Source organism: Pantoea sp. X-Soil-TKNS-1207, from assembly GCF_059730485.1.
The window spans coordinates 2,687,553-2,711,885 of sequence record NZ_AP035958.1 but is presented as its reverse complement, the minus strand read 5'-3'; the positions used below and the strand labels follow the sequence as shown (position 1 = coordinate 2,711,885).

Annotated in this window: 20 protein-coding genes; 19 read left to right on the top strand and 1 reads right to left on the bottom strand. The window is 60.7% G+C overall.

What is annotated here, in order from left to right; translation table 11 throughout:
• Positions 1 to 141: 141 nt before the first annotated feature.
• The 19 genes from AC6I8V_RS12750 to AC6I8V_RS12660 all read left to right on the top strand — a co-directional run bounded on the left by AC6I8V_RS12750 (position 142) and on the right by AC6I8V_RS12660 (position 23,585).
• Entirely contained in the window at positions 142 to 1,599 is a 1,458-nt protein-coding gene (locus AC6I8V_RS12750; protein WP_497842616.1) for an NAD-dependent succinate-semialdehyde dehydrogenase, read from the top strand.
• A 357-nt stretch (positions 1,600 to 1,956) separates the two neighbouring features.
• Positions 1,957 to 3,426: an aldehyde dehydrogenase family protein gene (locus AC6I8V_RS12745; RefSeq protein ID WP_497842615.1), complete on the top strand. Its 1,470-nt coding sequence runs from the start codon at positions 1,957 to 1,959 to the stop codon at positions 3,424 to 3,426.
• A 31-nt stretch (positions 3,427 to 3,457) separates the two neighbouring features.
• Positions 3,458 to 4,126 carry a haloacid dehalogenase type II gene (locus AC6I8V_RS12740; protein ID WP_497842614.1) on the top strand — a complete coding sequence of 223 codons (669 nt, stop codon included), beginning with the start codon at positions 3,458 to 3,460 and terminating at the stop codon, positions 4,124 to 4,126.
• Positions 4,127 to 4,143: 17 nt separating this feature from the next.
• Positions 4,144 to 5,421: an NAD(P)/FAD-dependent oxidoreductase gene (locus tag AC6I8V_RS12735; RefSeq protein ID WP_497842613.1), complete on the top strand. Its 1,278-nt coding sequence runs from the start codon at positions 4,144 to 4,146 to the stop codon at positions 5,419 to 5,421.
• Positions 5,422 to 5,566: 145 nt separating this feature from the next.
• Positions 5,567 to 7,171, top strand: a complete 1,605-nt coding sequence (locus AC6I8V_RS12730; protein ID WP_497842612.1) for an ABC transporter substrate-binding protein — start codon at positions 5,567 to 5,569, stop codon at positions 7,169 to 7,171.
• A gap of 27 nt (positions 7,172 to 7,198) precedes the next feature.
• Entirely contained in the window at positions 7,199 to 8,152 is a 954-nt protein-coding gene (locus AC6I8V_RS12725; RefSeq protein WP_497842611.1) for an ABC transporter permease, read from the top strand.
• On the top strand, positions 8,152 to 9,003 hold the full coding sequence (locus AC6I8V_RS12720) for an ABC transporter permease (RefSeq protein ID WP_497842610.1): 852 nt from the start codon (positions 8,152 to 8,154) through the stop codon (positions 9,001 to 9,003). Before AC6I8V_RS12725 ends, AC6I8V_RS12720 begins: the two co-directional genes overlap by 1 nt.
• Positions 9,000 to 10,664 carry an ABC transporter ATP-binding protein gene (locus tag AC6I8V_RS12715; RefSeq protein ID WP_497842609.1) on the top strand — a complete coding sequence of 555 codons (1,665 nt, stop codon included), beginning with the start codon at positions 9,000 to 9,002 and terminating at the stop codon, positions 10,662 to 10,664. The genes AC6I8V_RS12720 and AC6I8V_RS12715 overlap by 4 nt, the downstream gene beginning before the upstream one ends.
• Positions 10,665 to 10,712: 48 nt before the next feature.
• Complete coding sequence (locus AC6I8V_RS12710; RefSeq protein WP_497842608.1) at positions 10,713 to 12,044, top strand: NAD(P)/FAD-dependent oxidoreductase; 1,332 nt, start codon at positions 10,713 to 10,715, stop codon at positions 12,042 to 12,044.
• 10 nt (positions 12,045 to 12,054) lie between these two features.
• Positions 12,055 to 12,903 carry a GNAT family N-acetyltransferase gene (locus tag AC6I8V_RS12705; RefSeq protein ID WP_497842607.1) on the top strand — a complete coding sequence of 283 codons (849 nt, stop codon included), beginning with the start codon at positions 12,055 to 12,057 and terminating at the stop codon, positions 12,901 to 12,903.
• The gene (locus tag AC6I8V_RS12700; protein WP_497842606.1) at positions 12,903 to 13,829 is read left to right on the top strand and encodes a 2-hydroxyacid dehydrogenase; all 927 of its coding nucleotides are present in this window, start codon (positions 12,903 to 12,905) and stop codon (positions 13,827 to 13,829) included. The genes AC6I8V_RS12705 and AC6I8V_RS12700 overlap by 1 nt, the downstream gene beginning before the upstream one ends.
• A 7-nt stretch (positions 13,830 to 13,836) precedes the next feature.
• Positions 13,837 to 14,970, top strand: a complete 1,134-nt coding sequence (locus tag AC6I8V_RS12695; protein ID WP_497845833.1) for a M20 aminoacylase family protein — start codon at positions 13,837 to 13,839, stop codon at positions 14,968 to 14,970.
• A gap of 113 nt (positions 14,971 to 15,083) precedes the next feature.
• Positions 15,084 to 16,400: a 4-aminobutyrate--2-oxoglutarate transaminase gene (gene gabT, locus AC6I8V_RS12690; protein WP_497842605.1), complete on the top strand. Its 1,317-nt coding sequence runs from the start codon at positions 15,084 to 15,086 to the stop codon at positions 16,398 to 16,400.
• Between the two features lie 141 nt (positions 16,401 to 16,541).
• Positions 16,542 to 17,054: an Lrp/AsnC family transcriptional regulator gene (locus tag AC6I8V_RS12685; protein WP_497842604.1), complete on the top strand. Its 513-nt coding sequence runs from the start codon at positions 16,542 to 16,544 to the stop codon at positions 17,052 to 17,054.
• A 39-nt stretch (positions 17,055 to 17,093) separates the two neighbouring features.
• The gene (locus AC6I8V_RS12680; protein ID WP_497842603.1) at positions 17,094 to 17,261 is read left to right on the top strand and encodes a hypothetical protein; all 168 of its coding nucleotides are present in this window, start codon (positions 17,094 to 17,096) and stop codon (positions 17,259 to 17,261) included.
• 884 nt (positions 17,262 to 18,145) lie between these two features.
• Positions 18,146 to 18,592 carry a GNAT family N-acetyltransferase gene (locus tag AC6I8V_RS12675; RefSeq protein ID WP_497842602.1) on the top strand — a complete coding sequence of 149 codons (447 nt, stop codon included), beginning with the start codon at positions 18,146 to 18,148 and terminating at the stop codon, positions 18,590 to 18,592.
• Between the two features lie 15 nt (positions 18,593 to 18,607).
• Positions 18,608 to 20,656 (top strand): hydantoinase/oxoprolinase family protein, encoded by a 2,049-nt coding sequence (locus tag AC6I8V_RS12670; RefSeq protein WP_497842601.1) that lies wholly within the window; start codon positions 18,608 to 18,610, stop codon positions 20,654 to 20,656.
• Between the two features lies 1 nt (position 20,657).
• The gene (locus AC6I8V_RS12665) at positions 20,658 to 22,631 is read left to right on the top strand and encodes a hydantoinase B/oxoprolinase family protein (RefSeq protein WP_497842600.1); all 1,974 of its coding nucleotides are present in this window, start codon (positions 20,658 to 20,660) and stop codon (positions 22,629 to 22,631) included.
• A 111-nt stretch (positions 22,632 to 22,742) separates the two neighbouring features.
• Positions 22,743 to 23,585 (top strand): oxidoreductase, encoded by an 843-nt coding sequence (locus tag AC6I8V_RS12660; protein WP_497842599.1) that lies wholly within the window; start codon positions 22,743 to 22,745, stop codon positions 23,583 to 23,585.
• 21 nt (positions 23,586 to 23,606) lie between these two features.
• Here AC6I8V_RS12660 and AC6I8V_RS12655 read toward each other — a convergent pair whose 3' ends face one another.
• The gene (locus AC6I8V_RS12655; RefSeq protein WP_497842598.1) at positions 23,607 to 24,071 is read right to left on the bottom strand and encodes a transposase; all 465 of its coding nucleotides are present in this window, start codon (positions 24,069 to 24,071) and stop codon (positions 23,607 to 23,609) included.
• Positions 24,072 to 24,333: the final 262 nt, after the last annotated feature.

The window sequence follows — 24,333 nt, the reverse complement described above, 5'->3', positions numbered from 1 at the left end:
ATGCGGCCCGTCCGGGCCGCACAGCATAAAATTTCTTTTCCCGTCGCAAAACGCGTACCTGTGTCACTTCGCCGCCGCAGAAAAACATCCTGCGCTGTGCCGCCGCGTTACAGTGAAATGACCAAGACACAGGGGAAAAGCATGTCGCGAATTCAATTGAAAGATGCGGAATTACTGCGCCAGCAGGCGCTGTTTGGCGGGCGCTGGCAGGATGCGCTGGCGGGCGAAACGCTGCCGGTCATCGACCCGTCCACCCGCGAAGTGCTGGCAACCATTCCGGCATTGGGTGCGGCCGAAACCGAACAGGCGATAGATTATGCCGAGTCGGTACGCGCCAGCTGGGGCAAAACCCCCAACGCCACCCGTGCCGCGCTGCTGGAGAAGTGGCATCAGCTGATCATTGAGAACGCCGATGATCTGGCGATCATCATGACCGCAGAGCAGGGCAAGCCGCTGGCGGAAGCCAAAGGCGAGGTGCTGTATGGCGCCAGCTTTGTGAAGTGGTTCGCCGAAGAAGCGCGTCGTATTTACGGTGATACCATTCCGGCCCCGAGCGAAGACCGCCGCATTCTGGTGCTGAAGCAGCCGGTAGGCGTCGCGGCGGCTATCACCCCGTGGAACTTCCCGATTGCGATGATCACCCGTAAAGTGGCTCCGGCGCTGGCCGCGGGATGCCCGATTATCGTCAAACCCTCCGAACTGACGCCGTTGTCGGCGCTGGCGCTGGCGGTGCTGGCTGAACGCGCGGGTTTCCCCAGAGGTGTGCTCCAGGTACTGACCGGCCTGCCTGCCGACATCGGCAATACGCTCACCGCCAGCCGTACGGTGCGCAAAATCTCCTTTACCGGTTCGACGCGCGTCGGTCAGCTACTGATGCAGCAGAGTGCCGACAGCATAAAACGTCTGAGCCTGGAACTCGGCGGTAACGCGCCGCTCATCGTGTTTGACGATGCCGATTTAGAGATTGCGATTGCTGGCGTGATGGCGAGCAAATTCCGCAACGCCGGACAAACCTGCGTCTGCGCCAACCGTATCCTGGTGCAGCGCGGCATCTATCCACGCTTCAGCGCCCGCTTGCTGGAAGCGGTTGCGGGTCTGAAAGTGGGCGATGGTTTTGATGCGCAAAGCACCATCGGCCCGCTGATCAACGACCGCGCGGTGGAGAAGGTCAACAGCCATATTGATGATGCGTTAACTCAGGGGGCCACCCTGTTAACAGGCGGCATCAGCCAGCCGAACGGCACCTTTGTGCAACCGACGGTGCTCGGCAATGTCACCAGCAAAATGCGCATTGCTCATGAAGAGACCTTCGGACCGGTGGCGCCGCTGTTTATTTTTGATGACGAAGACGAAGCGATTGCCATGGCCAATGATACGCCTTATGGCCTGGGCGCTTATTTCTTCAGCGAAAATATTCGCCGCGCATGGCGGGTAGCGGAAGCACTGGAATTCGGCATGGTCGGATTTAATACCGGTGCCATTTCTTTAGATGCTGCCCCTTTCGGCGGAATTAAATTATCCGGATTAGGCCGTGAAGGATCACGTTACGGAATTGAAGAGTATCTGGAGCAGAAAACTTTTCATATTGGTAGCCTCTGATTAAAAATTAACATTCAGCCAGCGTAACGCCTGTTCCCTCCGGGAATGGGCGTTTTTTATTTTGTGCGTCATATCATGTTTTTCCCGACATTCGCCGTTTTAGTGCAAGTTTCATGCGAGGTGCACCAAAGGAATGCACATAATTTGTGAAGTAAATCATCTGTTTATTTCTTCGGCAATTCCGCAAAATTTCGCCCGCCAATACGGCAGAAAATTTCTCAACGCTGTTTTTTACGCATTTTTATTTTTTGTCGGGCTGGCATACTTTCTGCATTAGCTTATTAACAGCACACATAAGTGTGGCGTGAAATGTTAATTAGCACGCTAATGATGGGTGTAACAAATAAGGATTTTTCCATGTTAAGTTTCGACCCTGAAAAAGTTTCCTTACCGGCTGGACATTATATTGATGGTCAGCACCAGCATACGCAGGGCGCGTACTTTGACGTTAAGCGCCCGTCTGATGGCAAAGTCTACGCCAGCCTGAGCGAAGCCACTGCGGCGGATGTCGATCGTGCCGTCAGCATCGCCCATCAGGCACTCACCACCAGCGGCTGGCGCAGCTGCCCGCCGCGCGAGCGTGGCAGAGTGCTGCGCCGCTGGGCTGACCTGATTGAAGGCGACCTGCTGCTGGCGCAGCTGGAGGCCCTCGGCTCCACCCGTCCGATCAGCGACGTGGTGCAGCACGAAATTCCGTTCACCGCCGAAGCCATCCGTTTCTACGCCGAGTGCGCCGACAAATACAGCGGCGATCTGTTCCCCACCCGCGAAAGCAGCCTCGGAATGCTGATCGCAGAACCTTACGGCGTAATCGGCGCCATCACGCCGTGGAATTTTCCGCTGTCGATGGCGTCGTGGAAATGCGGCCCGGCGCTGGCGGCAGGCAACGCGGTGGTACTGAAGCCATCCGAGCTGACGCCGTTCTCCACCGTGCGCATGGCCGAGCTGGCCGTGCAGGCCGGACTCCCGGCAGGCATTCTGAATATTGTGCAGGGCAGCGGGGCGGTGACCGGCAGTGCGCTGGTTACTCATCCGCTGGTGCGCAAAGTCTCCTTTACCGGTTCCACCGTCACTGGCGCACGCATCATGAGCGATGCGGCGCAGCACGGGATGAAACCGGTCACCCTCGAACTGGGCGGCAAAAGTCCGCAGCTGGTGTTCGACGATGCGGGTGATATCGAGGTACTGGCGCAGCGTATTCTGCGCGGCTTCACCGCCAACGGCGGCCAGGCCTGCGTGGCCGGAACACGTCTGATTGTGCAGCGCGGCATTGCGCAGCCGCTGCTGGATCGCCTGGTGGCGCTGTGCCAGCAGCCGCGTCCGGGCGTGACCTGGCAGGATGACAGCCGGTATGCGCCGCTGATCGACGAGCGCCAGGGCAACAAAGTGGCTGCGGTGATCGCCGCAGCGAAAGCCGAAGGCGCTGAAGTGCTGGTGGGCGGTGAACGTTTTGCGGATACCGACGCCGGCTGGTTCTGGCAGCCAACCCTGCTGTGCGGCGTCGCCCCGAACAACCCGGCCGTGCAGCAGGAAATTTTCGGTCCGGTGCTCACCGTGCAGGAGTTTGATGATGAAGAGGAAGGGCTTCAGCTGGCCGCCCATGAAACCTATGGCTTGTGCGCCGGGGTGCACACCCTGAGCCTGCCGCGCGCCATGCGGGCGATGCGGGCGATTGAATCCGGCACCGTGTGGATCAACCGCTACGGCCGCTCCGGCGATTTTATTATCCCCACCGGCGGTTTCCTGGGGTCCGGTATTGGTAAGGATCTGGGCCGTCAGGCGTTTCAGGCCTGTCAGCGCCAGAAAAGCGTATTAATCGATTTTTAATTTCTGCATCAGATAACCACGAGGTCACGTCATGGCTCTGTTTAAACCGAAATACATCACTTTTGATTGCTACGGCACCCTGATCAACTTCGATATGGCCGGTGCCGCAGAGCGCTGCTTCAACGATCGCGTCGCCCCGGAAGCGATGCTGGCGTTCACCACCGATTTCGCCCGTTACCGTATGGACGAAGTGCTGGGCGCGTGGAAACCCTACTACGACGTGGTGAGTCACGCCCTGCAACGCACCTGCAAAAAATGGGGCGTGCAGTGGGACAAAGCCGACAGTGATTTTATCTACACCGACTGCGCCACCTGGGGACCGCACCCCGATGTGCCTGCCGGGCTGGCAAAAGTGGCGCAGGAATTTCCGCTGGTGCTGCTCTCCAACTCGATGAAAAACCTGCTGCCGCACCATATTCCGCGTCTCGGTGCGCCGATCCATATGGCGATCACCGCCGAAGAAGTGGGCGCCTATAAACCGCAGATGAAAGGTTTTGAATACATGCTGGAAAAACTCGACTGCCGCCCGGACGAGATCCTGCACGTCTCCTCCAGCCTGCGCTACGACCTGATGACCTGCCACGACATGGGGATCAGCCATAAAGTGTGGGTGAATCGCGGCCATGACCACGGCAACCCGGCTTACGGTTACACCGAGATTAACGATATCGGCGGTCTGCCCGCCGTGGTTGGACTCTAAGCCCGGAGGGCAGCGCAATGAAACTCGAATCTTTCTGGCAGGCCACCGCACCGCAATTTCGTGGCGCAGCAACGGGTGCGCTGCCCGCTACCGCCAGCGTGGTGGTGATTGGCGGTGGCTTTACCGGTGTCTCGGCCGCCCTTAACCTGGCGCGCAGCGGCATCGATGTGGTGCTGCTGGAAAGCGGCGACATCATGAGCCAGGCCTCGGCGCGTAATGGCGGCCACTGTAACACCGGGGTGTCGCAAAACTTCGCCTCGCTGGTTGCCAGCCAGGGGCTTGAGCAGGCCAGCCGCTTCTATCATGCGTTCGACAGTGCGGTGAGCTATGTCGAGCAGCTGGTGCGTGAGGAACAGATCGATTGCGACTTCCGTCTGTGCGGCAAGCTGAAGCTTGCCAGCAAAGCGACGCACTTCCCTGGCCTGCGCAGTGCCTGGCAACTGATGCGTGACACCGTGGACCCGGACATTGAACTGCTCAGCAAAGATGAGATCCGTCGCGAAGTGGGTAGTGATGCTTTCCACGGCGGCCTGTTGCAGAAACGCGGCGGCCAGATGCATATGGGCAAATTCGGCGTCGGTCTCGCGGAAGCGGCCGCCCGCAGCGGAGCGAAGATTTTCCCGCACCACGCGGTTACCGGCTTAACCCGTCTCGACGGCTATCGCCATCGCATCACCACCGCCAAAGGCGAGATTGTGGCTGACAAAGTGCTGATGGCCACCGGGGTGTCCAACGCCGGACCCTTCCCGTGGTTCCAGCGCCGTATCGTGCCGGTGGGGAGCTTTATCGTGGTGACCGAACCGCTGGGCGATGAACTGTTAAGTCAGGTGCTGCCCAACGATCGCACCTACGTGACCTCGCTGAATATCGGCAACTACTTCCGTACCACCGCTGACCGCCGTCTGGTGTTTGGTGGTCGCGCCCGCTTTGCCGTCAGCAACCCAACCTCAGACACCCGCAGCGGGGAGGTATTACGGGCGGCGATGACCGCGCTGTTCCCGCCGCTGGGCAAAGCGCGCATTGATTACTGCTGGGGCGGCATGGTCGATATGACCGCCGACCGGCTGCCCCACGCTGGCGAGCACGACGGCGTGTTCTATTCCCTCGGCTACAGCGGGCATGGCACGCAGATGTCAACCTGGATGGGGCGAGTGATGGCCGATGTGCTGGCAGAAAAACGCAATGAAAATCCCTGGCAGCGCGAGTCATGGCCTGCGTTGCCCGGTTACCACGGGAAACCGTGGTTTTTGCCCCTCGCGGGCTTGTATTACAAAGCTAAGGACCGGCTCTCCTGATCGTAAAACCTGTGCGTCTTCCGGGCGGCGTAAATGCCGACCCTGCGAAAAGACGCAGGGTGCGGATTTATCCGCACCGCCGGAAGGGGCAGGGTGTTAACAACGATTATCGAAACAAACAACATTTCATATTGAGGGTGTGCAGATGAGTAAATTCAAGAAAGAATCTGACGCTGTAAATCCGGCCCTGACGCGCGCGCTGACCGAAGGGTCGCTGTCGCGCCGTAGCCTGATGAAGTTGTTGTCCGCCGGTGCAGTGATGAGCACCGGTCTGATCGGTTTTCCGGAAATGGGTTTTGCGGCGGAAACGCCGGTCAAAGGCGGTAAACTGCGTGCGGCAATGGCGAACGCCTCGGCCACCGATACCCTCGATCCCGCCAAAGGTAACAACAGCGGCGACTACACCCGTCAGTTTATGGTCTACAGCGGTCTGACCGAGCTGGACAAAAACCTCGCGGTGCAACCGGCGCTGGCGGAGTCGGTCACCTCCAGCGATGGCGTCACCTGGCAGATCAAACTGCGTAAAGGCGTCACTTTTCACGATGGCAAACCGCTGACGGCGAAAGACGTGATCTACTCCCTCAGCCGCCACAAAGATCCTGCTGTGGCATCTAACGCCATCAAACTGGCGGATCAATTTTCTACCTTCACCGCCGTCAATGATAACGAAGTGCAGCTGGTGCTGAGCCAGCCCAATTTCGACGTTCCCTTTATGCTGGCGGCGGCGCCATTCCTGATCGTGCAGGACGGCACCAAAGATTTCAGCAAAGGCATCGGCACCGGACCGTTCAAACTGAAAGAATTCACCCCCGGCGTACGTTCGGTGGGCGTCAAAAACCCCAACTATTTCAAAGCGGGCCTGCCGCATCTCGATGAAGTGGAACTGCTCGGCGTGACTGACCAGGCGGCGCGCGTCAACGCCCTGATGTCTGGCGATCTGCACATCATCTCCACCCTGAGCGCGGCAGATTGCAAACGTATCAAAGCCACCAGTGATTTCGGCGTGCTGGAGAGTAAATCCGGCATGTACACCAACCTGATTGTGCGCACCGACGTGAAGCCAGGCAGCAGCGAAGACTTTGTGCTGGGCATGAAGTACCTGCAACCGCGTGAAATGGTGGTGAAAACCGTGTTGCAGGGCTATGGAGACGTGGCGAACGACACGCCAGTCCCGCCGTGGCATCCGCTGTACAACGCCGATCTCAAACCGCGTCCGCTGGATGTGGAAAAAGCCAAATTCCACTTCAAAAAAGCCGGTATGGCCGGGGCTAACGTGGAGATCATCACCACGCCGAACATCGAAGGCGCCGTGGAAGGGGGCCAGCTGATTCAGCAGGTGGCGCGGAATAGTGGCGTGAACTTCAAGGTGCGCCGCGTTCCTTACGACGGCTACTGGTCAACCCACTGGACCAAAGACCCGGTCGGCTACGGCTCGATCAACCCGCGTCCGACGCTGGATATGCTGTTCTCACAGTTCTATCTCTCCAGCGCCGCCAATAACGAATCTGGCTGGAAGAACGATCAGTTTGATCAACTGGTGGTGGCGGCCCGTGGCGAGCGCGATCAGGCGAAACGCAAACAGATGTATGGCGATATGCAGACCCTGATTTACGACCACTGCGGCACCATTATCCCCACCTTTATCAGCTCCACCGACGGTTACAGCAAGAAGGTGAAAGGGGTGGAGCCGTGGCCGTCGGGCATGATGATGGGCTATCGCTTCCACGAGTTCGCCTGGCTGTCTGCCTGATTCGTTAACCGCAAGAGGAGTACGCCGATGAACCGATACATGATGTTCCTGATTGCCCGCCGCACAGGCGCGGGCATCCTGACTTTGCTTATCGTCTCGGCGGTGGTGTTCTTTATCACCAGCCTGCTGCCCGGTGATGCGGCGCAGATGATCCTGGGGCAAAACGCCACACCGGAAACGGTGGCGGCGTTACGCCAGCAGCTGGGGCTGGATCAGCCGCTGCTGGCGCGCTATTTCAGCTGGCTGGGCGGGATGCTGCACGGTGATTTCGGTATGTCGTTCGCCAGCCATCTGCCGGTGTCGCAGCTGGTGGCGCAACGCATTCCCGCCACCTTCGAACTGGCGGCGATCACCACGCTGATCTGCGTGCCGCTGGCGCTGGTGATTGGCATCACGGCGGCGATGAACCGGGGTTCGCTGCTCGATCGTTTTCTGGTGGTCAGCACCATGGCGACGGTGGCGGTGCCGGAATTTCTCGTCGCGACCGTGGCGGTGCTGATTTTTGCCGTCAAGCTGCACTGGGTGTCGGCGATGTCGTTCGGCAGCCCGAATATGGATCTGGTCAGCTACCTGAAAGCCTACGCGCTGCCGGTGCTGACGCTGTGCTGCGTGCTGGTGGCGCAGATGGCGCGCATGACCCGTGCCGCCATCATCAACCAGCTCGACAGCCCCTATCTGGAGATGGCGCGACTGAAAGGGGTCTCGCCGCTGCGCGCGGTGCTGCGCCATGCGCTCCCCAATGCCGTCGGACCGATCGCCAACTCCATCTCGCTCAGCCTGTCGTACCTGTTTGGCGGCGTGATCATCATTGAAACCATCTTCAGCTATCCCGGCCTTGCCAGCGCGCTGGTGGATGCGGTGAGCAACCGCGACCTGCCGGTGGTGCAATTCTGCGTGATGTTGTTTGCCGCCAGCTACCTGGTACTGCTGCTGGCGGCCGATATCCTGACCATCGCCTTTAACCCGAAATGGAGGAGCTGATGAATAGCTTGCTACTTCCCTGGCGTTTTTTTCAGTCGCTATCGATCTCTGGCCGCTTCGGCCTGCTGATCTCGCTTTTCTGGGTGTTGATGGCGTTGTTTGGTACGCAACTGGCACCGCACAACGTTGAAGATATCGGCGGCGGCCCGCTGCTGGGCGGCTTTACCGCAGACAACCTGCTCGGCACCGATTATCTCGGGCGCGACATCCTCAGCCGTATTCTCTACGGCGCGAAGTTCTCCATCGGCCTGGCGCTCGGTGCGGCGCTCGGCGCCAGCCTGATCGGCACCCTGCTGGCGCTGCTGGCTGCGGTCACCGGCCGCTGGCTGGAGGAGCTGCTGGGGCGCGTCAACGATGCGCTGCTGGTGCTGCCGGGCAAGGTGATGTCGCTGATGATTGTGGCGGTATTCGGTTCCTCGCTGCCGATGCTGATCCTGACGGCGATATTTACCTACTGGCCGGGGGCGTTTCGTATCGCCTTCGCCATGGCGAGCAGCCTGCGCAGCATGGATTACGTGCGTGCCTCGCGCTTGCGCGGTGAAAGCCGCTGGTATGTGGCGATCCACGACATTCTGCCGAATATGGTGCACCCGATGCTCACCGACTTTGGCCTGCGCTTTGTCTACATTGTGCTGCTGCTGAGCGGCCTGAGTTTCCTCGGACTGGGCGTGCAACCGCCGTATGCCGACTGGGGCACGCTGGTGCGCGAAAACATCCAGGGGCTGTTTGATGGCTCGCCTGCGGTGCTGATGCCTGCGGTCGCCATCGCCAGCCTGACCATCGGCGCCAACCTGTTTATCGACAGCCTCCAGGCGATGCGTCCGCTAACCCTGGCGAAGGAGGGAGCATGAACGTGACACCTCACACCGCGATGCCGGTGATCACCGTCGAGAACCTGCGCGTCACCGCGCAGACCGACAAAGGTGAAGAGATCGATCTGGTTTCCGACATTCGCTTTACCGTGCAGAAGGGAGAAGTGCTGGCGCTGATTGGTGAATCCGGCTCCGGCAAAACCACCATCGCCATGGCGCTGATGGGGTATGCGCGTCCCGGTTGCCGCATTGCGGATGGCATTATCCATCTGGCGGGCACCGATGTCCGTAGCCTGTCTCCGGTTCAGCTGCGCGAATTTCGCGGCAACAAAGTGGCCTATATTGCGCAAAGCGCTGCGGCGTCGTTTAACCCTGGGATGCGCATTCTCGATCAGGTGATTGAGCCGGTAGTGATCCACGGCACCATGAAACGCAAAGCGGCGAAAGCCAAGGCGATTGCGCTGTTTCGCGAGCTGGCGCTGCCCAATCCGGAAACCATCGGCGACCGTTTTCCGCATCAGGTCTCTGGCGGCCAGCTGCAACGCCTGATGACGGCGATGGCGCTGATTGGCGACCCGGACGTGGTGATCCTCGATGAGCCGACCACTGCGCTGGATGTCACGACCCAGGTCGAGGTGCTGAAGGCGTTCCGTCGCGTGGTGGCGCAGCGTGGCGTGACGGCGGTCTACGTCAGCCACGATCTGGCGGTGGTGGCGCAAATGGCCGACCGCATTCTGGTGCTGTTGCAGGGCAAAATGGCCGAATACGGCACCACCGAACGATTAATTGGCGCACCGCAGGCGGAATACACCCAGCTGCTGATGGACGCAGCGCGCCAGAATGAACGTCCGAGCAGCTGGAGCTGCGCCACGGCGGAGATGCAGCCGCTGCTGGAGGTGCGCGATCTCAGCGCCGGTTATGGTCCACGCGGCAGCGACGGCCAGCCGAAGATCCGCATCCTGGAAGAGATCAACCTTAAGCTGTGGAAGGGGCAGGCGATTGGCATCATCGGCGAATCCGGCTCCGGTAAAACCACGCTGGCACACGCCATTGCCGGGCTGAATGCGCCGAGCCAGGGGCATCTGCTGTTCAACGGTCACTACATCAACGGCGATATGCATAAGCGCCCGGATAACGAGTTGCGCCGTATCCAGTACGTGTTCCAGATGGCGGACACCGCGCTCAACCCGGCGCACAGCGTTGAACGTATTTTGTCGCGGCCGCTGGCGTTGTTCCACGGCCTGAGCGGCGCGGCGCGCGAGCAGCGGCTGCATCAGCTGCTCGACCTGGTCAAACTGCCGCGCAGCGTGCTGTGGCGGCGACCCTGGGCGCTCTCCGGCGGGCAGAAGCAGCGCGTTAACCTGGCGCGTGCGCTGGCGGCGGAGCCGGATCTGATTCTGTGCGATGAAGTGACCTCGGCGCTGGATACCGTGGTGGCCGCCGCGGTGCTGGATTTGATCAGCGAACTGCGGCGCGAGCTGGGGTTATCGGTGCTGTTTATCAGCCATGACATGCACGCGGTACGCGCGGTCTGCGACGATATCGTGGTGATGAAAAGTGGCCGGATCGTGACTCAGATTGCCCGCGCCGATTACGACAAGCCGACCAGCGAATTGTATTTCGAGCGCCTGAAACGCGCAGTGCCAGAATTGCGTCAGGGCTGGCTGGATGAGCACGAAGAAGTGCTTAAGGCAGAATAATGCTCGCTGTATCCCTTACCAACCCAACTAAAATGAGGTCGTCACGCTATGCCTGCGCCGATTCGTTATGTTCAGGACAGTGCCAATTTCCCCGACGCCGCTGATGTGGTGGTGATCGGTGCTGGTATCGCCGGTTCTGCCGCCACCTGGGAGCTGGCAAAACAGGGTTTGAAGGTGGTGCTGGTGGAAAAAGGGCTGGTCGGTGCCGAGCAGTCCAGCCGTAACTGGGGCTGGTGCCGTCAGCAGAATCGTGACGAACGCGAACTGCCGCTGATCATCTATGCCCTCCAGCGCTGGGGCGAACTCAACGCCGAAACCGGTGAAGAACTCGGTTTTCGCCGCAGCGGGCTGGTCTACGCCACGCGCAACGAAACCGACATTGCCGCCTGGGAGAAGTGGGGGCGGATGGCAAAACACTACGGCGTACGCAGCGATATGCTCAGCGCCGATCAGGCCAAAGCCATGACCCCAGGCAGCAGCACCGACTGGCTGGGCGGCGTGTCGTCACCCAGCGATGGCCATGCGGAGCCGCGCCTGGCCTCGGCCGGGCTGGTGATCGGCGCCCAGCGCCTCGGTGCGCAGGTGTTTCAGCAGTGCGCGGTACGCGGTCTTGATATCGCCGCCGGGGTGGTGAGCGGCGTTTGGACCGAGCGCGGTCTGATCAAAACCAGCCGTGTGATCTGCGCCGCCGGTGCCTGGACCTCCATGTTCTGTCGTCGCCACGGTATCGACCTGCCGCTCGGCAACGTGATTGGCACCGCCTTCCGTACCCAGCCGATTGCCCAGGCGATTTCCATGCCGCTTTACACGCCGGGCTTTGCCTGTCGCCCGCAGCTGGATGGCAGCTACACCGTTGCGGTATCGGGCCGCGGTCGCCTGGAACCCGGCGCACAGGGTATCCGCTACGCGCGCCAGTTCTACCCGACCTTTAAAAGCCGCCGCAAAAACCTGACATTCAATCTCGGCCTGAAACCGTTCTTTAGCGGCCCGGAAGCGCTGGGCAGCTGGGCGTTTGATCGCCCATCGCCGTTCGAACGTATACGCATTCTCGACCCGGCGGCCGATGCCAGCCTGGTGCAGGCCGGACTGGCCGCAATGCGCAAAGAGTACCCGGCGCTGGCGAATATCCGGCTGGCGCAATCCTGGGGCGGCATGATCGACAGCACGCCGGACGCGATCCCGGTCATCTCGACGGTGGCAAAACTGCCCGGCCTGGTGCTGTCGGCGGGTTATAGCGCCCACGGCTTCGGTATTGGGCCGGGTGCAGGGCGGCTGGCGGCCGATCTCGCCACCGACAGCACGCCGGTGGTGGATCCCACCCCCTATCGTTATTCACGTTTAATTGATGGCAGCGGCCTTGACGCGCCAGGCATGATGTAAGGAGAGCACCATGAGTATCACATTACGCGCGATGACGGCGGACGACATCGAACAGGGCTTTGCCATGACGCAGCAGCTGAAGTGGCCGCACCGTCGTGAAGACTGGGCGCAGGCGATCAAACTGGGCGAGGGGGTGGTGGCCGAAGAGCACGGCGCATACCTCGGCAGCGCCATCGGCTGGCGCTGGGGTGAGCAGGCCGCCACCATTGGGCTGGTGATCGTCAACGACCAGTTTCAGGGACGCGGCATTGGAAAGCAGCTGATGCTGGCGATGCTGGAAAAATTCCCGGATTACAACGTGCGCCTCCATGCTACTGAGATGGGCAAAGGCTTGTACATGAAACTGGGCTTCAGCGTCACCGGCCATATTCAACAGCATCAGACGCGCTCGCTGGCGGCGGTGCCGCCGGTGAGCCTGCCTGCCGGTATGACGCTGCGCAACGCGACGCCAGCGGATGCCGACCTGCTGACCGAACTGGATCATCAGGCGCACGGCATGTGGCGTCCACGTTTGATCAGCACCCTGATCGCTGACAGCCAGATGGTGGTGTTACAGGACGCACAGCAGCGCGTCCACGGCTTTGCCAGCCTGCGCCGTTTTGGTCACGGCTGGTCGATTGGTCCGGTGATTGCGCAGACCCTGCCAGTGGCGCAAACCCTGGTCGCGGCCCTGATGCAGGGACTGGGCGGCGAGTTTGTCCGTATCGACACCGATGGCGCTCAGCCGCTGGCCGCGTGGCTGGAAACGCTGGGACTGACGCAGGTTGATGCACCCACCACCATGGTGCGGGGAACGCCGTGGTCACCGCAGGCCGGTGACATGCAGGCGTTCGGGCTGATGACCCAGGCGATGGCCTGATGCATATCGTCTATAAATCTGAACCCGCACGCGGGATGCAGTGGCAGCAGTGGCTGGCGCAACATGCGCCGGATATTCAGCTGCATATCTGGCCGGACATCGGCGATGCGCAGCAGGTGGAGCTGCTGATTGCCTGGCAGCCGCCGGACGATCTGCTCACACTCTTTCCTAACCTGAAAGCGCTGCTGTCGGTGGGTGCCGGAGCCGATCAGTTCGATCTCAGCACGCTGCCGCCGGATTTGCCGGTGGTGCGCATGATCGAACCGGGCCTGACGCAGGGCATGGTGGAGTACGTCACTTTTGCGGTGCTGGGGCTGCATCGCGATATGCCGCGCTACCTGCAACAGCAGCGCGCGCAGCAGTGGCAAACCCATAAAATTCACACCGCCAGCCAGCGTCGCGTTGGCGTGATGGGCCTCGGCGAACTCGGCCAGGCCGCGCTTAAGCAGCTGGCGTCGCTCGGTTTTGACTGCGCGGGCTGGAGCCGCACGCCGCGTGACATCGAAGGCGTCCGCTGCTGGCATGGCAGCGATCAGCTGACGGATTTTCTGGCGCACAGCGACATCCTGGTCTGCCTGCTGCCGCTTACTGACAGCACGCGCGGGCTGCTCAATGCCGATCTGTTCGCCCGGCTGCCTGCCGGTGCCGCGCTGGTACAGGCCGGGCGCGGGCCGCAACTCAACGACGATCATCTGCTGGCGGCGCTGGCGAGTGGTCAGCTGAGCGCGGCGGTGATCGACGTGACCGATCCCGAACCGCTGCCTGCCGGGCACCCGTTCTGGCACCATCCGGCTATCTGGCTGACGCCGCATATCGCCAGCCAGACGCAAACTGACAGCGCCGTGGCGGCGCTGCTCGACAACCTGCGCCGCTATCAGCGCGGTGAACCGATGGTCGGCATTATCGATCGCAACCGGGGATACTGAGATGCAACTGGAACAATTAGTCGCTCTGCGACGGGATCTGCACGCCCATCCCGAGCTGGGTTATCAGGAAAAACGTACCAGCGCTATCGTGGCACAGCGGCTGACCGAGCTGGGGATTGAGGTGCATCACGGCATCGGAGAAACCGGCGTGGTGGGGGTGCTGAAGCGCGGCACGGGTAGGCGGGTGATTGGCCTGCGCGCTGATATGGATGCGTTGCCGATGCAGGATAACGGCAGCCAGCCGTGGAAAAGTACCCACGAGGGCATCTGCCATGCCTGCGGCCACGATGGACACACGGTGATGCTGCTGGGTGCCGCCGCCGTGCTGGCGCAGCAGGGGGATTTCGACGGCACGCTGGTGTTTATCTTCCAGCCTGCGGAAGAGGGGCTGGCGGGTGCCAAAGCGATGATCGACGCTGGCCTGTTTAGCCGTTTCCCGTGCGATGCGGTCTACGCGCTGCACAACTGGCCGGAACTGCCGCTGGGAGAGGTGCAAACCCGTCCGGGACCGATTATGGCGGCGGCGGATCGTTTTGATATCACCGTTAAAGGCGGCGGCGGCCATGCGGCGCAGCCGCATCTGACACGCGATACGCTGCTGGCGACCAGCGAACTGGTGGTGGCACTTAACACCCTGGTGGCGCGCGCGCTCGACCCGTGCGAACCGGCGCTGCTGAGCGTGACGCGGATGCAGGGCGGTTTCTCACACAATATGATCCCGGCGGAAGCCAGCATCACCGGCACGGTGCGCACCTTTAGTCCGGCAGCGCAGGACATCATCGAAAGCCGTCTGCGTGAGATGGCCCGGCACGTCACCGCCGCCCACGGCCTGAGCGCTGACGTCAGCTATCTGCGCTACTACCCGGCCACCCTCAACAGCGCAGCCGAAGCGCAGCTGGCGCTGGAGGCGGTGCAGCAGGCGGGCATGACGGCACAGCTCGCCAGACAACCGGCGCTGACCTCGGAAGATTTTGCCTTTATGTTGCAGGCCTGCCGGGGAGCCTACCTGTGGATTGGTTCCGCGCCGAGCCAGCCACTGCATCACTCCGCCTTTGATTTCAACGACGCACTGATCCCGCACGGCATTGAAGCGCTGACGGCCATTGCCCGCCATGCGCTGCGTGCAGAATTTCCCTGCTGAAAGCCAGGCGATTTTAACAGGAAATGCCGCTGCCCCGGCAATTACGGCAGCGTGAGAAACCAACGGGTTGCGATACTTGAGCCAACCGAACGTTACGTGGATGAGGGTTAAAAATGCAGAATGTCATGGCGGAACAGCAAACATATTCCGATAACAGCCTGTTACTGGACGCGCGTGAGCAGCATGTGCCGCGTGGCGTGGTCACCGCACATCCGCTGGTGATCGAGCGGGCTAAGGGCAGCGAAGTGTGGGACGTGGAGGGCAATCGTTACCTCGATTTCGTCGGCGGTATCGGCGTGCTCAACGTCGGCCATAACCACCCGGCGGTGGTCAATGCGGTGACGAAACAGCTGGGCCTGGTATCGCACGCCTGTTTCCAGGTGGTGGCCTATCCGGGCTATATCGAACTGGCGCAGCGGCTGAATCAACTGGTGGGTGAGGGTGAACCCTTTAAAAGCGTGTTCTTCACCAGCGGCGCGGAAGCGGTAGAAAATGCGGTGAAAATTGCCCGCGCCCATACTCAGCGTTCCGGCATTATCGCCTTCGACGGTGCCTTTCATGGCCGTACGCTGCTCGGCTGCACGCTGACCGGCATGAGTCAGCCTTACAAACAGAATTTCGGTCCGTTCCCCGGTGAGGTGTACCGACTGCCGTTCCCGAATGCGTTTCACGGCGTCAGCGACGAGGATTGTCTGAAAGCCCTCGACCAGCTGTTCGCGGTGCAGATTGCGCCGGAGCGCGTGGCGGCGATCATTATCGAGCCGGTACAGGGCGATGGCGGGTTCCTGCCAGCGGGCGCCAGCTTTATGCAGGCGCTGCGTCGCATCACCGAGAAACACGGCATCCTGTTGATTTGTGATGAAGTGCAGACCGGTTTTGGTCGCACCGGCAAGATGTTTGCCTTCCAGCATCTGGCTATCACGCCGGATCTGATCACCGTGGCGAAAAGTCTGGGTGGCGGCCTGCCGATCTCCGGCGTCGTGGGCAAAGCCGCGATTATGGATGCGCCGCTGCCGGGCGGTCTCGGCGGCACTTATGGCGGCAACGCGCTGGGCTGTGCGGCGGCGCTGGCGGTGCTGGATCTGCTGGAAAATGACAACCTGCTGGCGCGCAGTAATCAGCTGGGTGACAAGCTGAATGCGCATCTGCAACAGCTGGCGGAAAAATATGCCTGCATCGGCGATGTGCGTGGCGTGGGCTTTATGCAGGCGGTCGAGATTATCGATTTCGAAACCCAGCGTCCTGATGCGGCGATGACGCAGAAAATCCTCGACTGCGCCTGTCAGGAGGGCCTGCTGCTGATTAAATGTGGTATCCACCGCAACACCATCCGTTTCCTGGCCCCGCTGGTCACCACTGATTCGCAACTGGAAGAAGCGCTGCATATCTTTGATATCGCGCTGGCACGAGCCAGTGGCCGACTCGGATAAATCCGGCTTCCTCATTGATATTGCTGGAATTATTCTCAGGCTTCCCGAAAATCGTGGCGTGCGTCAGTGCTGGCGCAGCCACGTTAAAGCGTGATATACCATCGGGATAACCTGCACGGTTGGTCAACAATGAGGGGTGCTATGAACGGCTTAATGAAACTCGACCGCATCGACATCAACATCCTGGTGCAACTACAAAAAGATGGCCGTATCAGCAACGTCAATCTGGCCGACGCCGTAGGTCTTTCACCCAGCCCCTGCCTGCAACGGGTGAAACGACTGGAACAGGCCGGTTTTATCACCGGTTATGAAGCACATATTAATCTCACCAAAATTACCGACTCGGTGACGGTATTTACCGAAGTCACCCTCTCCGGCCATCGCCGCGAAGATTTTATTAAATTCGAAAACGCGGTGCGCGATGTGGATGAGCTGATGGAGTGTCATCTGATCACTGGCGGTTATGACTATCTGCTGCGCTTTATTACCCGCAGCATTGAGCATTATCAGGAAGTGATCGAGAAGATGCTCGATGCGCAAATCGGCATTGATAAATATTTCAGTTATATCGTGATTAAATCGCCGATTATGAAAAGCAGCGTGCCGCTGAGGTCGCTGATCGCGAAGCAGAACTCGGTAGAATTTGGGGTGTAGCTCTGGGTTGACGCGCAGCTGAAATCCCGGTCGGCATCAATGCCGACCCTACGCCGCAGGGAGCGCATTGATGCGCTCCTGGCCGATGTGGCATCCAACCCCGGTCGGCATCAATGCCGACCCTACGCCGCAGGGAGCGCATTGATGCGCTCCTGGCCGATGTGGCATCCAACCCCGGTCGGCATCAATGCCGACCCTACGCTGTAGGGAGCGCATTTATGCGCTCCTTGCCGATGCGGCATCCACTCCCGGTCACCATCAATGCCGACCCTACGCCGTAGGGAGCGCATTTATGCGCTCCTTGCCGATGCGGCATCCACTCCCGGTCACCATCAATGCCGACCCTACGCTGTAGGGAGCGCATTTATGCGCTCCTTGTCGATGTGGCATCCAATCCCGGTCGGCATCAATGCCGACCCTACGTGTAGGGAGCGCATTTATGCGCTCCTGGCCGATGTGGCATTCAACCCCGGTCGGCATTAATGCCGACCCTACGCCGTAGGGAGCGCATTAATGCGCTCCTTGTCGATGTGGCATTCAACCCCGGTCGGCATCAATGCCGACCCTACGTGTAGGGAGCGCATTGATGCGCTCCTGGCCGATGTGGCATTCAACCCCGGTCGGCATCAATGCCGACCCTACGCGTAGGGAGCGCATTAATGCGCTCCTTGTCGATGTGGCATTCAACCCCGGTCGGCATCAATGCCGACCCTACACGCAGGGAGCGCATTGATGCGCTCCTTGTCGATGTGGCATTCAACCCCGGTCGGCATCAATGCCGACCCTACGCGTAGGGAGCGCATTAATGCGCTCCTTGTCGATGTGGCATTCAACCCCGGTTGGCATGAATGCCGACCCTACACGCAGGGAGCGCATTAATGCGCTCCTTGTCGATGTGGCATCCAATCCCGGTCGGCATCAATGCCGACCCTACACGCAGGGAGCGCATTAATGCGCTCCTGGCCGAGCACAGCATAAAATTTCTTCACCGCGCAAAATTCCCTTTATCCTGTCTGTTCAGGCCGTGGCTTCAGCCACGCCGTCTGACCACTCGCCTATAGACTCAATTCAACACGTTACAAGGAGTTGCCATGATTGCCTTAACCATTCCTGACCAGCAGTGGCAGCGCGATGAGTTCACCCTCTCCACCGAACGTCAGCGCCTCGATCTCGACTGGATTCATTTCCAGCTGGCGGAACGTTCGTACTGGGCCAAAGGTCAGCCGCGCGCCAAAACGGAACGCGCCATTGCCGGGTCGCTGCCGTTTGGTCTCTATCATCAGCAGCAGCAAATTGGCTTCGCCCGGCTGGTGACGGACTACACCCGTTTTGGCTGGCTGTGTGACGTGATAATCGACGAAAACTGGCGTGGGCACGGGCTGGGCAGCTGGCTGGCGACCTGCGTGCGGGCGCACCCGGAGTTACAAACGGTGCACCGCTGGATGCTTTCTACCAATGATGCCCATCAGCTGTACCAGCGCCTCGGCTGGCGCGTGGTGCAGGACCCGCACAAGCTGATGGAATTTCCTCCTGCCTGATAACGGATACACACCATGGGTTACCGCGTTGGCGTAGATATTGGCGGATCCTTTACCGATTTCGCCGTGCTGAATGAGCAGACTAATCAGATCCACACCTTAAAAGTGTTGTCGCGGCCGGATCAGCCCGGCAGTGAAATTCTCACCGGGCTGACCCAGCTGGCGCAGCGCGATGGCATCGCGCCGCAGCAAATTGATTACTTCACCCACGGCACCACGGTGGGCATCAACGCGGTGATCCAGCGACGCGGCGTCAGGCTGGCGCTGTTTGCCACCGACGGTTTCTGCGATGTGCTGGAGCTGGCGCGGCTGAAAATCCCGCATATTCACGATCTGTTCTCACGCCGGCCAGCGCCGCTAATTTCCCGCGACCGGGTGTTTGCCATCAAAGAGCGTACCGACCGTCACGGCACGGTGCTGCATGAGGTGGATCGGCAAAGCGTGCTCGACGCCATCGCCGCCGCCCGTGCGGCCGGTTGCCAGGGCATCGTGGTGGCGCTGCTGCACAGCTACCGCAATCGCCACAATGAAGCGACGGTGAAAGCCATCATCAATGAACAGGCGCCGGAGCTGCTGGCCTCCTGTTCAGCCGATATCTGGCCCATCATCCGCGAATACGAACGCACCATCACCGCTACCATCAACGCCTATGTGCAGCCGATGGTAATCAATTATCTCTCCTCCTTTGAGCGCGCGCTGAAAACCATGGGGGTGACGGTGCCGCCACGTATCACCAAATCCAACGGCGGCGTGATGGGGGTGGAGCAGGCGAAAAGCGAATGCGTGCAGATGGTGCTGTCGGGCACCGCATCCGGCGTTATCGGGGCCAGCTTCCTCGCCAGCGCCTGCGGTTTTGACAAAATCCTCAGCCTCGATATTGGCGGCACCAGCGCCGATGTGGCGGTGATCATTGATGGTCAGGTGGCGCAGGGCAACGGCGAGATCATCGGGGATTTCCCGATCTATATTCCGTCGGTGGCGGTGACCTCCGTCGGGCAGGGCGGCGGTTCGCTGGCATGGATCGATAATCAGGGTGTGCTGCATATGGGGCCAGACAGCGCCGGTTCGCTGCCGGGGCCGGTGTGCTTCCAGCGTGGCGGCACCCAGCCTACCGCCACCGATGCCTTTGCCGCCTGCGGCATGATCGGTCACGGCGATCTCGGCTACAACGCGGTGCAGGTGGATGTCGCCGCCGCGCGTGCCGCCTGGCAGCCGCTGGCTGATGCGCTCAATATTTCGGTGGAACAGACGGCCGAAACAGCCATTGAGCTGGCGATCTCCAGCATGTACAGCGATACCAGCGGGTTGCTGTCGCGCTTTGGCCTCGACCCGCGTGAATTCTGGTTCCTCGCCTTTGGCGGGGCCGGTCCGATGATGGGCTGCTTCCTCGCGCGCGAGCTGAATATGCGCGGCGTGATTGTGCCCCCGACGCCGGGCGTACTCTCGGCGCTGGGCGGGCTGGTGGCCGATATCCGCAACGACTTTATCCGCACCCTGTACAGCGATCTCGATAGCGTGTTAGCCGATAAGCTGGCGACGGAAGCGCAGACGCTGAGCCAGCGGGCGCGCGGCTGGCTGAGTGAACAGCACGGTGCCGATATGCCGTTCACCCTGAGCTACAGCGCCGATATGCGTTATCGCGGCCAGTCGTTTGAAATTGAAGTGGCGCTGGATGAAGCCTGGCTGGCGCAGGCCAATGTCACGGCGCTGCATGACGCCTTTGACCGCCAGCATCAGCAGCTGTTTGGTCATTACGATGCCAGCGCGCCGGTGCAGATTATCAACCTGCGGCTGGTGATTGCCTCGCCCACGCCGAAACCGACGCTGAATCGTCTGGCTGCCTCCAGCGGGCCGGTCGTAGTGGCGAAGCAGGTCAGCGCCTGGATCGACGGCGCGCAACATCAGGTGGACGTGGTGCTGCGTGCCAGCCTGGGTGCCGGACATCAGCTGGCCGGGCCGGTGATCATCGCGCAGGACGACTGCACCACCTGCGTGCCGCCACAGATGCAGGTGCGGGTCGATACCTTTGGCAACTTACTGATTACCCCCGTGGAGGCGCACTGAGATGGCGATTGACGGACGTAACCTGCAAATTCTCGCCAACTACTGCGCGGCGGCCGCCGATGCGATGGCGTTTACCCTGATGCGCACTGCGCACTCCACCTTTGTCAAAGAGACGGAAGATTTCTCCTGCCAGATCGTCAGCCGGGATGGGCTGGCGTTTGCGTCGCCGCGCAGTTTCGGCGCGCCCTGGTACAGCGGCATTGATTACGGCCCGGTGCTGGCGTTGATCGACCACTACGATGAAGGCGACATCTGCATTACCAACGACGCCTATGCCGGAAACGTGGCGACGCACTCGCCGGATATCCATATCTGGAAACCGGTGTTCCATCAGGGCGCTATCGTCTGTTTTGTCGTCGGCCATATCCATAACACCGACGTCGGCGGCGCTGTGCCCGCCTCGCTGTCGCGTTCCCTTACCGATATCGTGCAGGAAGGTATCCGCATCCCGCCGTTAAAAATCGTGCGCAACGGTGAATTGAATGAAGAGGTGGCGCGGATTATGCGCCTCAACGTGCGCGTGCCGGATCAGAACTGGGGAGACTTCAAAGCGCAGCTCGCCTCGGTCAACATCGGCGAGCGCAAGATCCACGACATCATCGCCCGCTTTGGCGTGGATGATTTTGTGCAGGGCATTGAAGGGATACTGGATTACGCCGAGCGCCAGGCGCGCAGCATTATCGCCACCATCCCCGATGGCGAATATTTCTATGCCGACTTTGCCGATGAAGATGGCGAAGGCGGTTTCCCGTGTCGGGTGGCGATCACCCTGCGCGTGCAGGGCGAGACGCTGGAGCTGGATTACACCGGCAGCGATCCGCAGCTGGCGTCGTCGCTGAATATGCCGACCGGCGGGCGCGAACGTCATCCGCTGGCGCTGGTGGGCGTGACCTATGTGCTGGCGACGCTGGATCGTCATCTGCTGCTGAACGCCGGAACGCTGCGACCTACGCGCGCCATTCTGCCGCCGGGCACGGTGATGAACTGTGAAGCACCGGCGGCGGTGGGGATGCGTTCGCTGACCTGTGCGTTATCGCAGATCGCTACCGTTGGCGTGTTCTCGCTGGCGATGCCGGATCGACTGCCGGCTAACTCGCCGGGCGGTAACTCGATCATGAATATTCGTACCAGCGATGCCGCCAATCGCAGCGTGGTGGCGTCGCTCGGTCCGGTGGGCGGCGGAGCCGGGGGCACGCCGCGCCACGACGGGCCAGATGGTTCCGGCGGCCTGTCGGCCTTCCTGAAAAACACCCCCATAGAGATCAACGAAGCCGAGGTGCCGATCCACTTCCATCGTTACGGTCTGGCGGCAGACAGCGCCGGTGCCGGGCGTTATCGCGGCGGCTTAGCCACCGAGATGACCTTTGAGATCTTCGCTCCGGATACGCTGGTCACCGCGCGGAATCGCAACCGCTCGGTATTCGCCTCGGCCGGGGTTTTGGGCGGCGTAGCCGGGGGGCTGTCGCACTTCCGCACCCGGCGCGGCGATACGGTGATCGAACATGGCAACACCGATGTGATCCGGTGTCAGCCGGGGGATATCGTTGAGGTTCGCGGGCCAGGGGCGGGGGGCTACGGTCTGCCGATGCAGCGTGATGCGCAGGCGGTACTTCAGGATGTGCGCTGCGGTTTTGTCAGCGCGGCGGCGGCGCGCAGCCAGTATGGCGTGGCTATTGTCGATGGCGAGATTGATGAGGTCGCCACCGCGGATTTACGCCGTGAGCTGCGCCAGCAGGCGACGGCGCATTTTGACCACGGCGCGGCGCGTAACGCGTTTGAAGCTGTCTGGACCCCGGCACGCTACCAGTTGCTGACGGCCTTTCTGGCGGCCGCCCCGGTGGGCTGGCGTCATTTCCTTAAGCAGCAGGTGTTCAGCGCGGTGGCGGCCGGTACGGCGGCAGAGCAGGGGCTGGATGCGCAGATGCGCCAGATATTCAGTGAGTTACGTCAACGGTATCCGGCAATGACGGCGTGACAAACCGGTGGCGCACGCAGCGCTAATCGCCGGTCGCGTCACCTGCCAGGCTTAGACTCTTTGCCCGATGGCAGCATCAGCGGGCGTCTGTGATTACAGGAGAGTCTCAGCATGGCAACCGATAAAAATCCGGTATGGTTTATTTCCGGCTGTTCAACCGGCTTTGGTCGTGAACTGGCGCAGCAGGCGATTGCGCGCGGTTTCAATACCGTGGTGACCGCCCGTGACCCGGCGAAAGTGCAGGATCTGGTGGAAGGCCACAGCAACGCGCTGGCGGTGGCGCTCGATGTGACGCAGCAGGCGAGTATTGATCAGGCGGTGCAACAGGCGCTGGCGAAATTCGGCAGCGTTGATGTGCTGGTGAATAACGCCGGTTACGGCTATCAAAGTTCGGTCGAAGAGGGCGATGAGCAGGAGATCCGCGCGCAATTTGATGCCAACGTCTTTGGTCTGTTCGCCCTGACGCGCGCCATCCTGCCAGCCATGCGCAAAGCGCGCCGTGGTCATGTCATCAACATCACCTCGGTGGCCGGTTTTATTGGCTTCCCCAGCTCCGGTTATTACTCCGCCAGCAAACACGCGGTGGAGGGCTGGTCTGATTCGCTGGCGCTGGAAACGGCACCGCTGGGTATTCGTGTGACCTGCGTCGAACCTGGCCCCTTCCGCACCGACTGGGCCGGACGTTCGCTACACCAGACGCCGAGCAAACTGCCGGAATATGCCGACACCGCAGCCGCACGGATGAAAGCCACCTCGGAATACAGCGGTACTCAGGCTGGCGATCCGGCACGCGCGGCGTCCGCGATGATCGCCATCACCGAACACGCCAACCCACCGCGCCATCTGGTTATGGGCGCCTGGGGCTACGATGCCGTGACCAATAAACTGAAGGAGCGTCTGGCCCAAATCGAGGCGTGGAAACAGACGTCGATTGATACGGATTTTCCTGCGTAACCGCCCATGCACGGTGCGCATTTATGCGCACCGATAATCCTGGCAGATATGAAACCTATCCAGCTCCCAGCGCAGTGGATTCTGCTGAATATATTGGCGGAATTGTAATAGGTCCTGCTCATTGCGCACCACGCGATCATAAAAACTGCGCTGCCAGATTTTTATCTGCGCCTGCCGCGTCACACCCGCTTTGAACAGGCTAATGATGTCGCAGAGCGAACGCGCACCCGCCTCCTCCAGCCAGAGAATGCCATGCAGATGGTTCGGCATCAGAATGTAAGCATCAATCTTTAGCCGAGATGCGTGCCTGCGGGGAAGTTCCTGCCATTCACGGCCGACGAGTTCACCTAATGCCGTTGGCAGCATCTGGCCTGAATCAATGTGCCCAAACAACGGCGCGCGCTGATGGCAGACGAGGGTAACAAAATAAGCGCCCGCCCTGCGGTAGTCATAATATTTCAGACGTGGATATTTGCGGTTTTTCATCAGTGCCTCCCTGCCCACACGAGTGTGATAGCGCGTTTTCAGCAGGTCGAGCGTGGGAAGGGGTTATCGGAACAGAGATTCCGTTAAATATTTAATTTTGCGGGATATTGCATGTGGATTTTGACCCGGTCGGCATAAATGCCGACCCTACATCCCGTAGGGTGCGCATTAATGCGCACCGGGTTAATGAACGCACGATAGGGATGACGCATTGATGCACGCCATATTACGTGCGGTTTTCTATACGGTCGGCATAAATGCC

Bases quoted from the DNA above. Each gene is read 5' to 3' on its own strand.
- AC6I8V_RS12750 (WP_497842616.1), top strand. From the start codon at position 142: ATGTCGCGAATTCAATTGAAAGATGCGGAATTACTGCGCCAGCAGGCG.
- AC6I8V_RS12745 (WP_497842615.1), top strand. From the start codon at position 1,957: ATGTTAAGTTTCGACCCTGAAAAAGTTTCCTTACCGGCTGGACATTAT.
- AC6I8V_RS12740 (WP_497842614.1), top strand. From the start codon at position 3,458: ATGGCTCTGTTTAAACCGAAATACATCACTTTTGATTGCTACGGCACC.
- AC6I8V_RS12735 (WP_497842613.1), top strand. From the start codon at position 4,144: ATGAAACTCGAATCTTTCTGGCAGGCCACCGCACCGCAATTTCGTGGC.
- AC6I8V_RS12730 (WP_497842612.1), top strand. From the start codon at position 5,567: ATGAGTAAATTCAAGAAAGAATCTGACGCTGTAAATCCGGCCCTGACG.
- AC6I8V_RS12725 (WP_497842611.1), top strand. From the start codon at position 7,199: ATGAACCGATACATGATGTTCCTGATTGCCCGCCGCACAGGCGCGGGC.
- AC6I8V_RS12720 (WP_497842610.1), top strand. From the start codon at position 8,152: ATGAATAGCTTGCTACTTCCCTGGCGTTTTTTTCAGTCGCTATCGATC.
- AC6I8V_RS12715 (WP_497842609.1), top strand. From the start codon at position 9,000: ATGAACGTGACACCTCACACCGCGATGCCGGTGATCACCGTCGAGAAC.
- AC6I8V_RS12710 (WP_497842608.1), top strand. From the start codon at position 10,713: ATGCCTGCGCCGATTCGTTATGTTCAGGACAGTGCCAATTTCCCCGAC.
- AC6I8V_RS12705 (WP_497842607.1), top strand. From the start codon at position 12,055: ATGAGTATCACATTACGCGCGATGACGGCGGACGACATCGAACAGGGC.
- AC6I8V_RS12700 (WP_497842606.1), top strand. From the start codon at position 12,903: ATGCATATCGTCTATAAATCTGAACCCGCACGCGGGATGCAGTGGCAG.
- gabT (WP_497842605.1), top strand. From the start codon at position 15,084: ATGCAGAATGTCATGGCGGAACAGCAAACATATTCCGATAACAGCCTG.
- AC6I8V_RS12685 (WP_497842604.1), top strand. From the start codon at position 16,542: ATGAACGGCTTAATGAAACTCGACCGCATCGACATCAACATCCTGGTG.
- AC6I8V_RS12680 (WP_497842603.1), top strand. From the start codon at position 17,094: ATGCCGACCCTACGCCGCAGGGAGCGCATTGATGCGCTCCTGGCCGAT.
- AC6I8V_RS12675 (WP_497842602.1), top strand. From the start codon at position 18,146: ATGATTGCCTTAACCATTCCTGACCAGCAGTGGCAGCGCGATGAGTTC.
- AC6I8V_RS12670 (WP_497842601.1), top strand. From the start codon at position 18,608: ATGGGTTACCGCGTTGGCGTAGATATTGGCGGATCCTTTACCGATTTC.
- AC6I8V_RS12665 (WP_497842600.1), top strand. From the start codon at position 20,658: ATGGCGATTGACGGACGTAACCTGCAAATTCTCGCCAACTACTGCGCG.
- AC6I8V_RS12660 (WP_497842599.1), top strand. From the start codon at position 22,743: ATGGCAACCGATAAAAATCCGGTATGGTTTATTTCCGGCTGTTCAACC.
- AC6I8V_RS12655 (WP_497842598.1), bottom strand. From the start codon at position 24,071: ATGAAAAACCGCAAATATCCACGTCTGAAATATTATGACTACCGCAGG.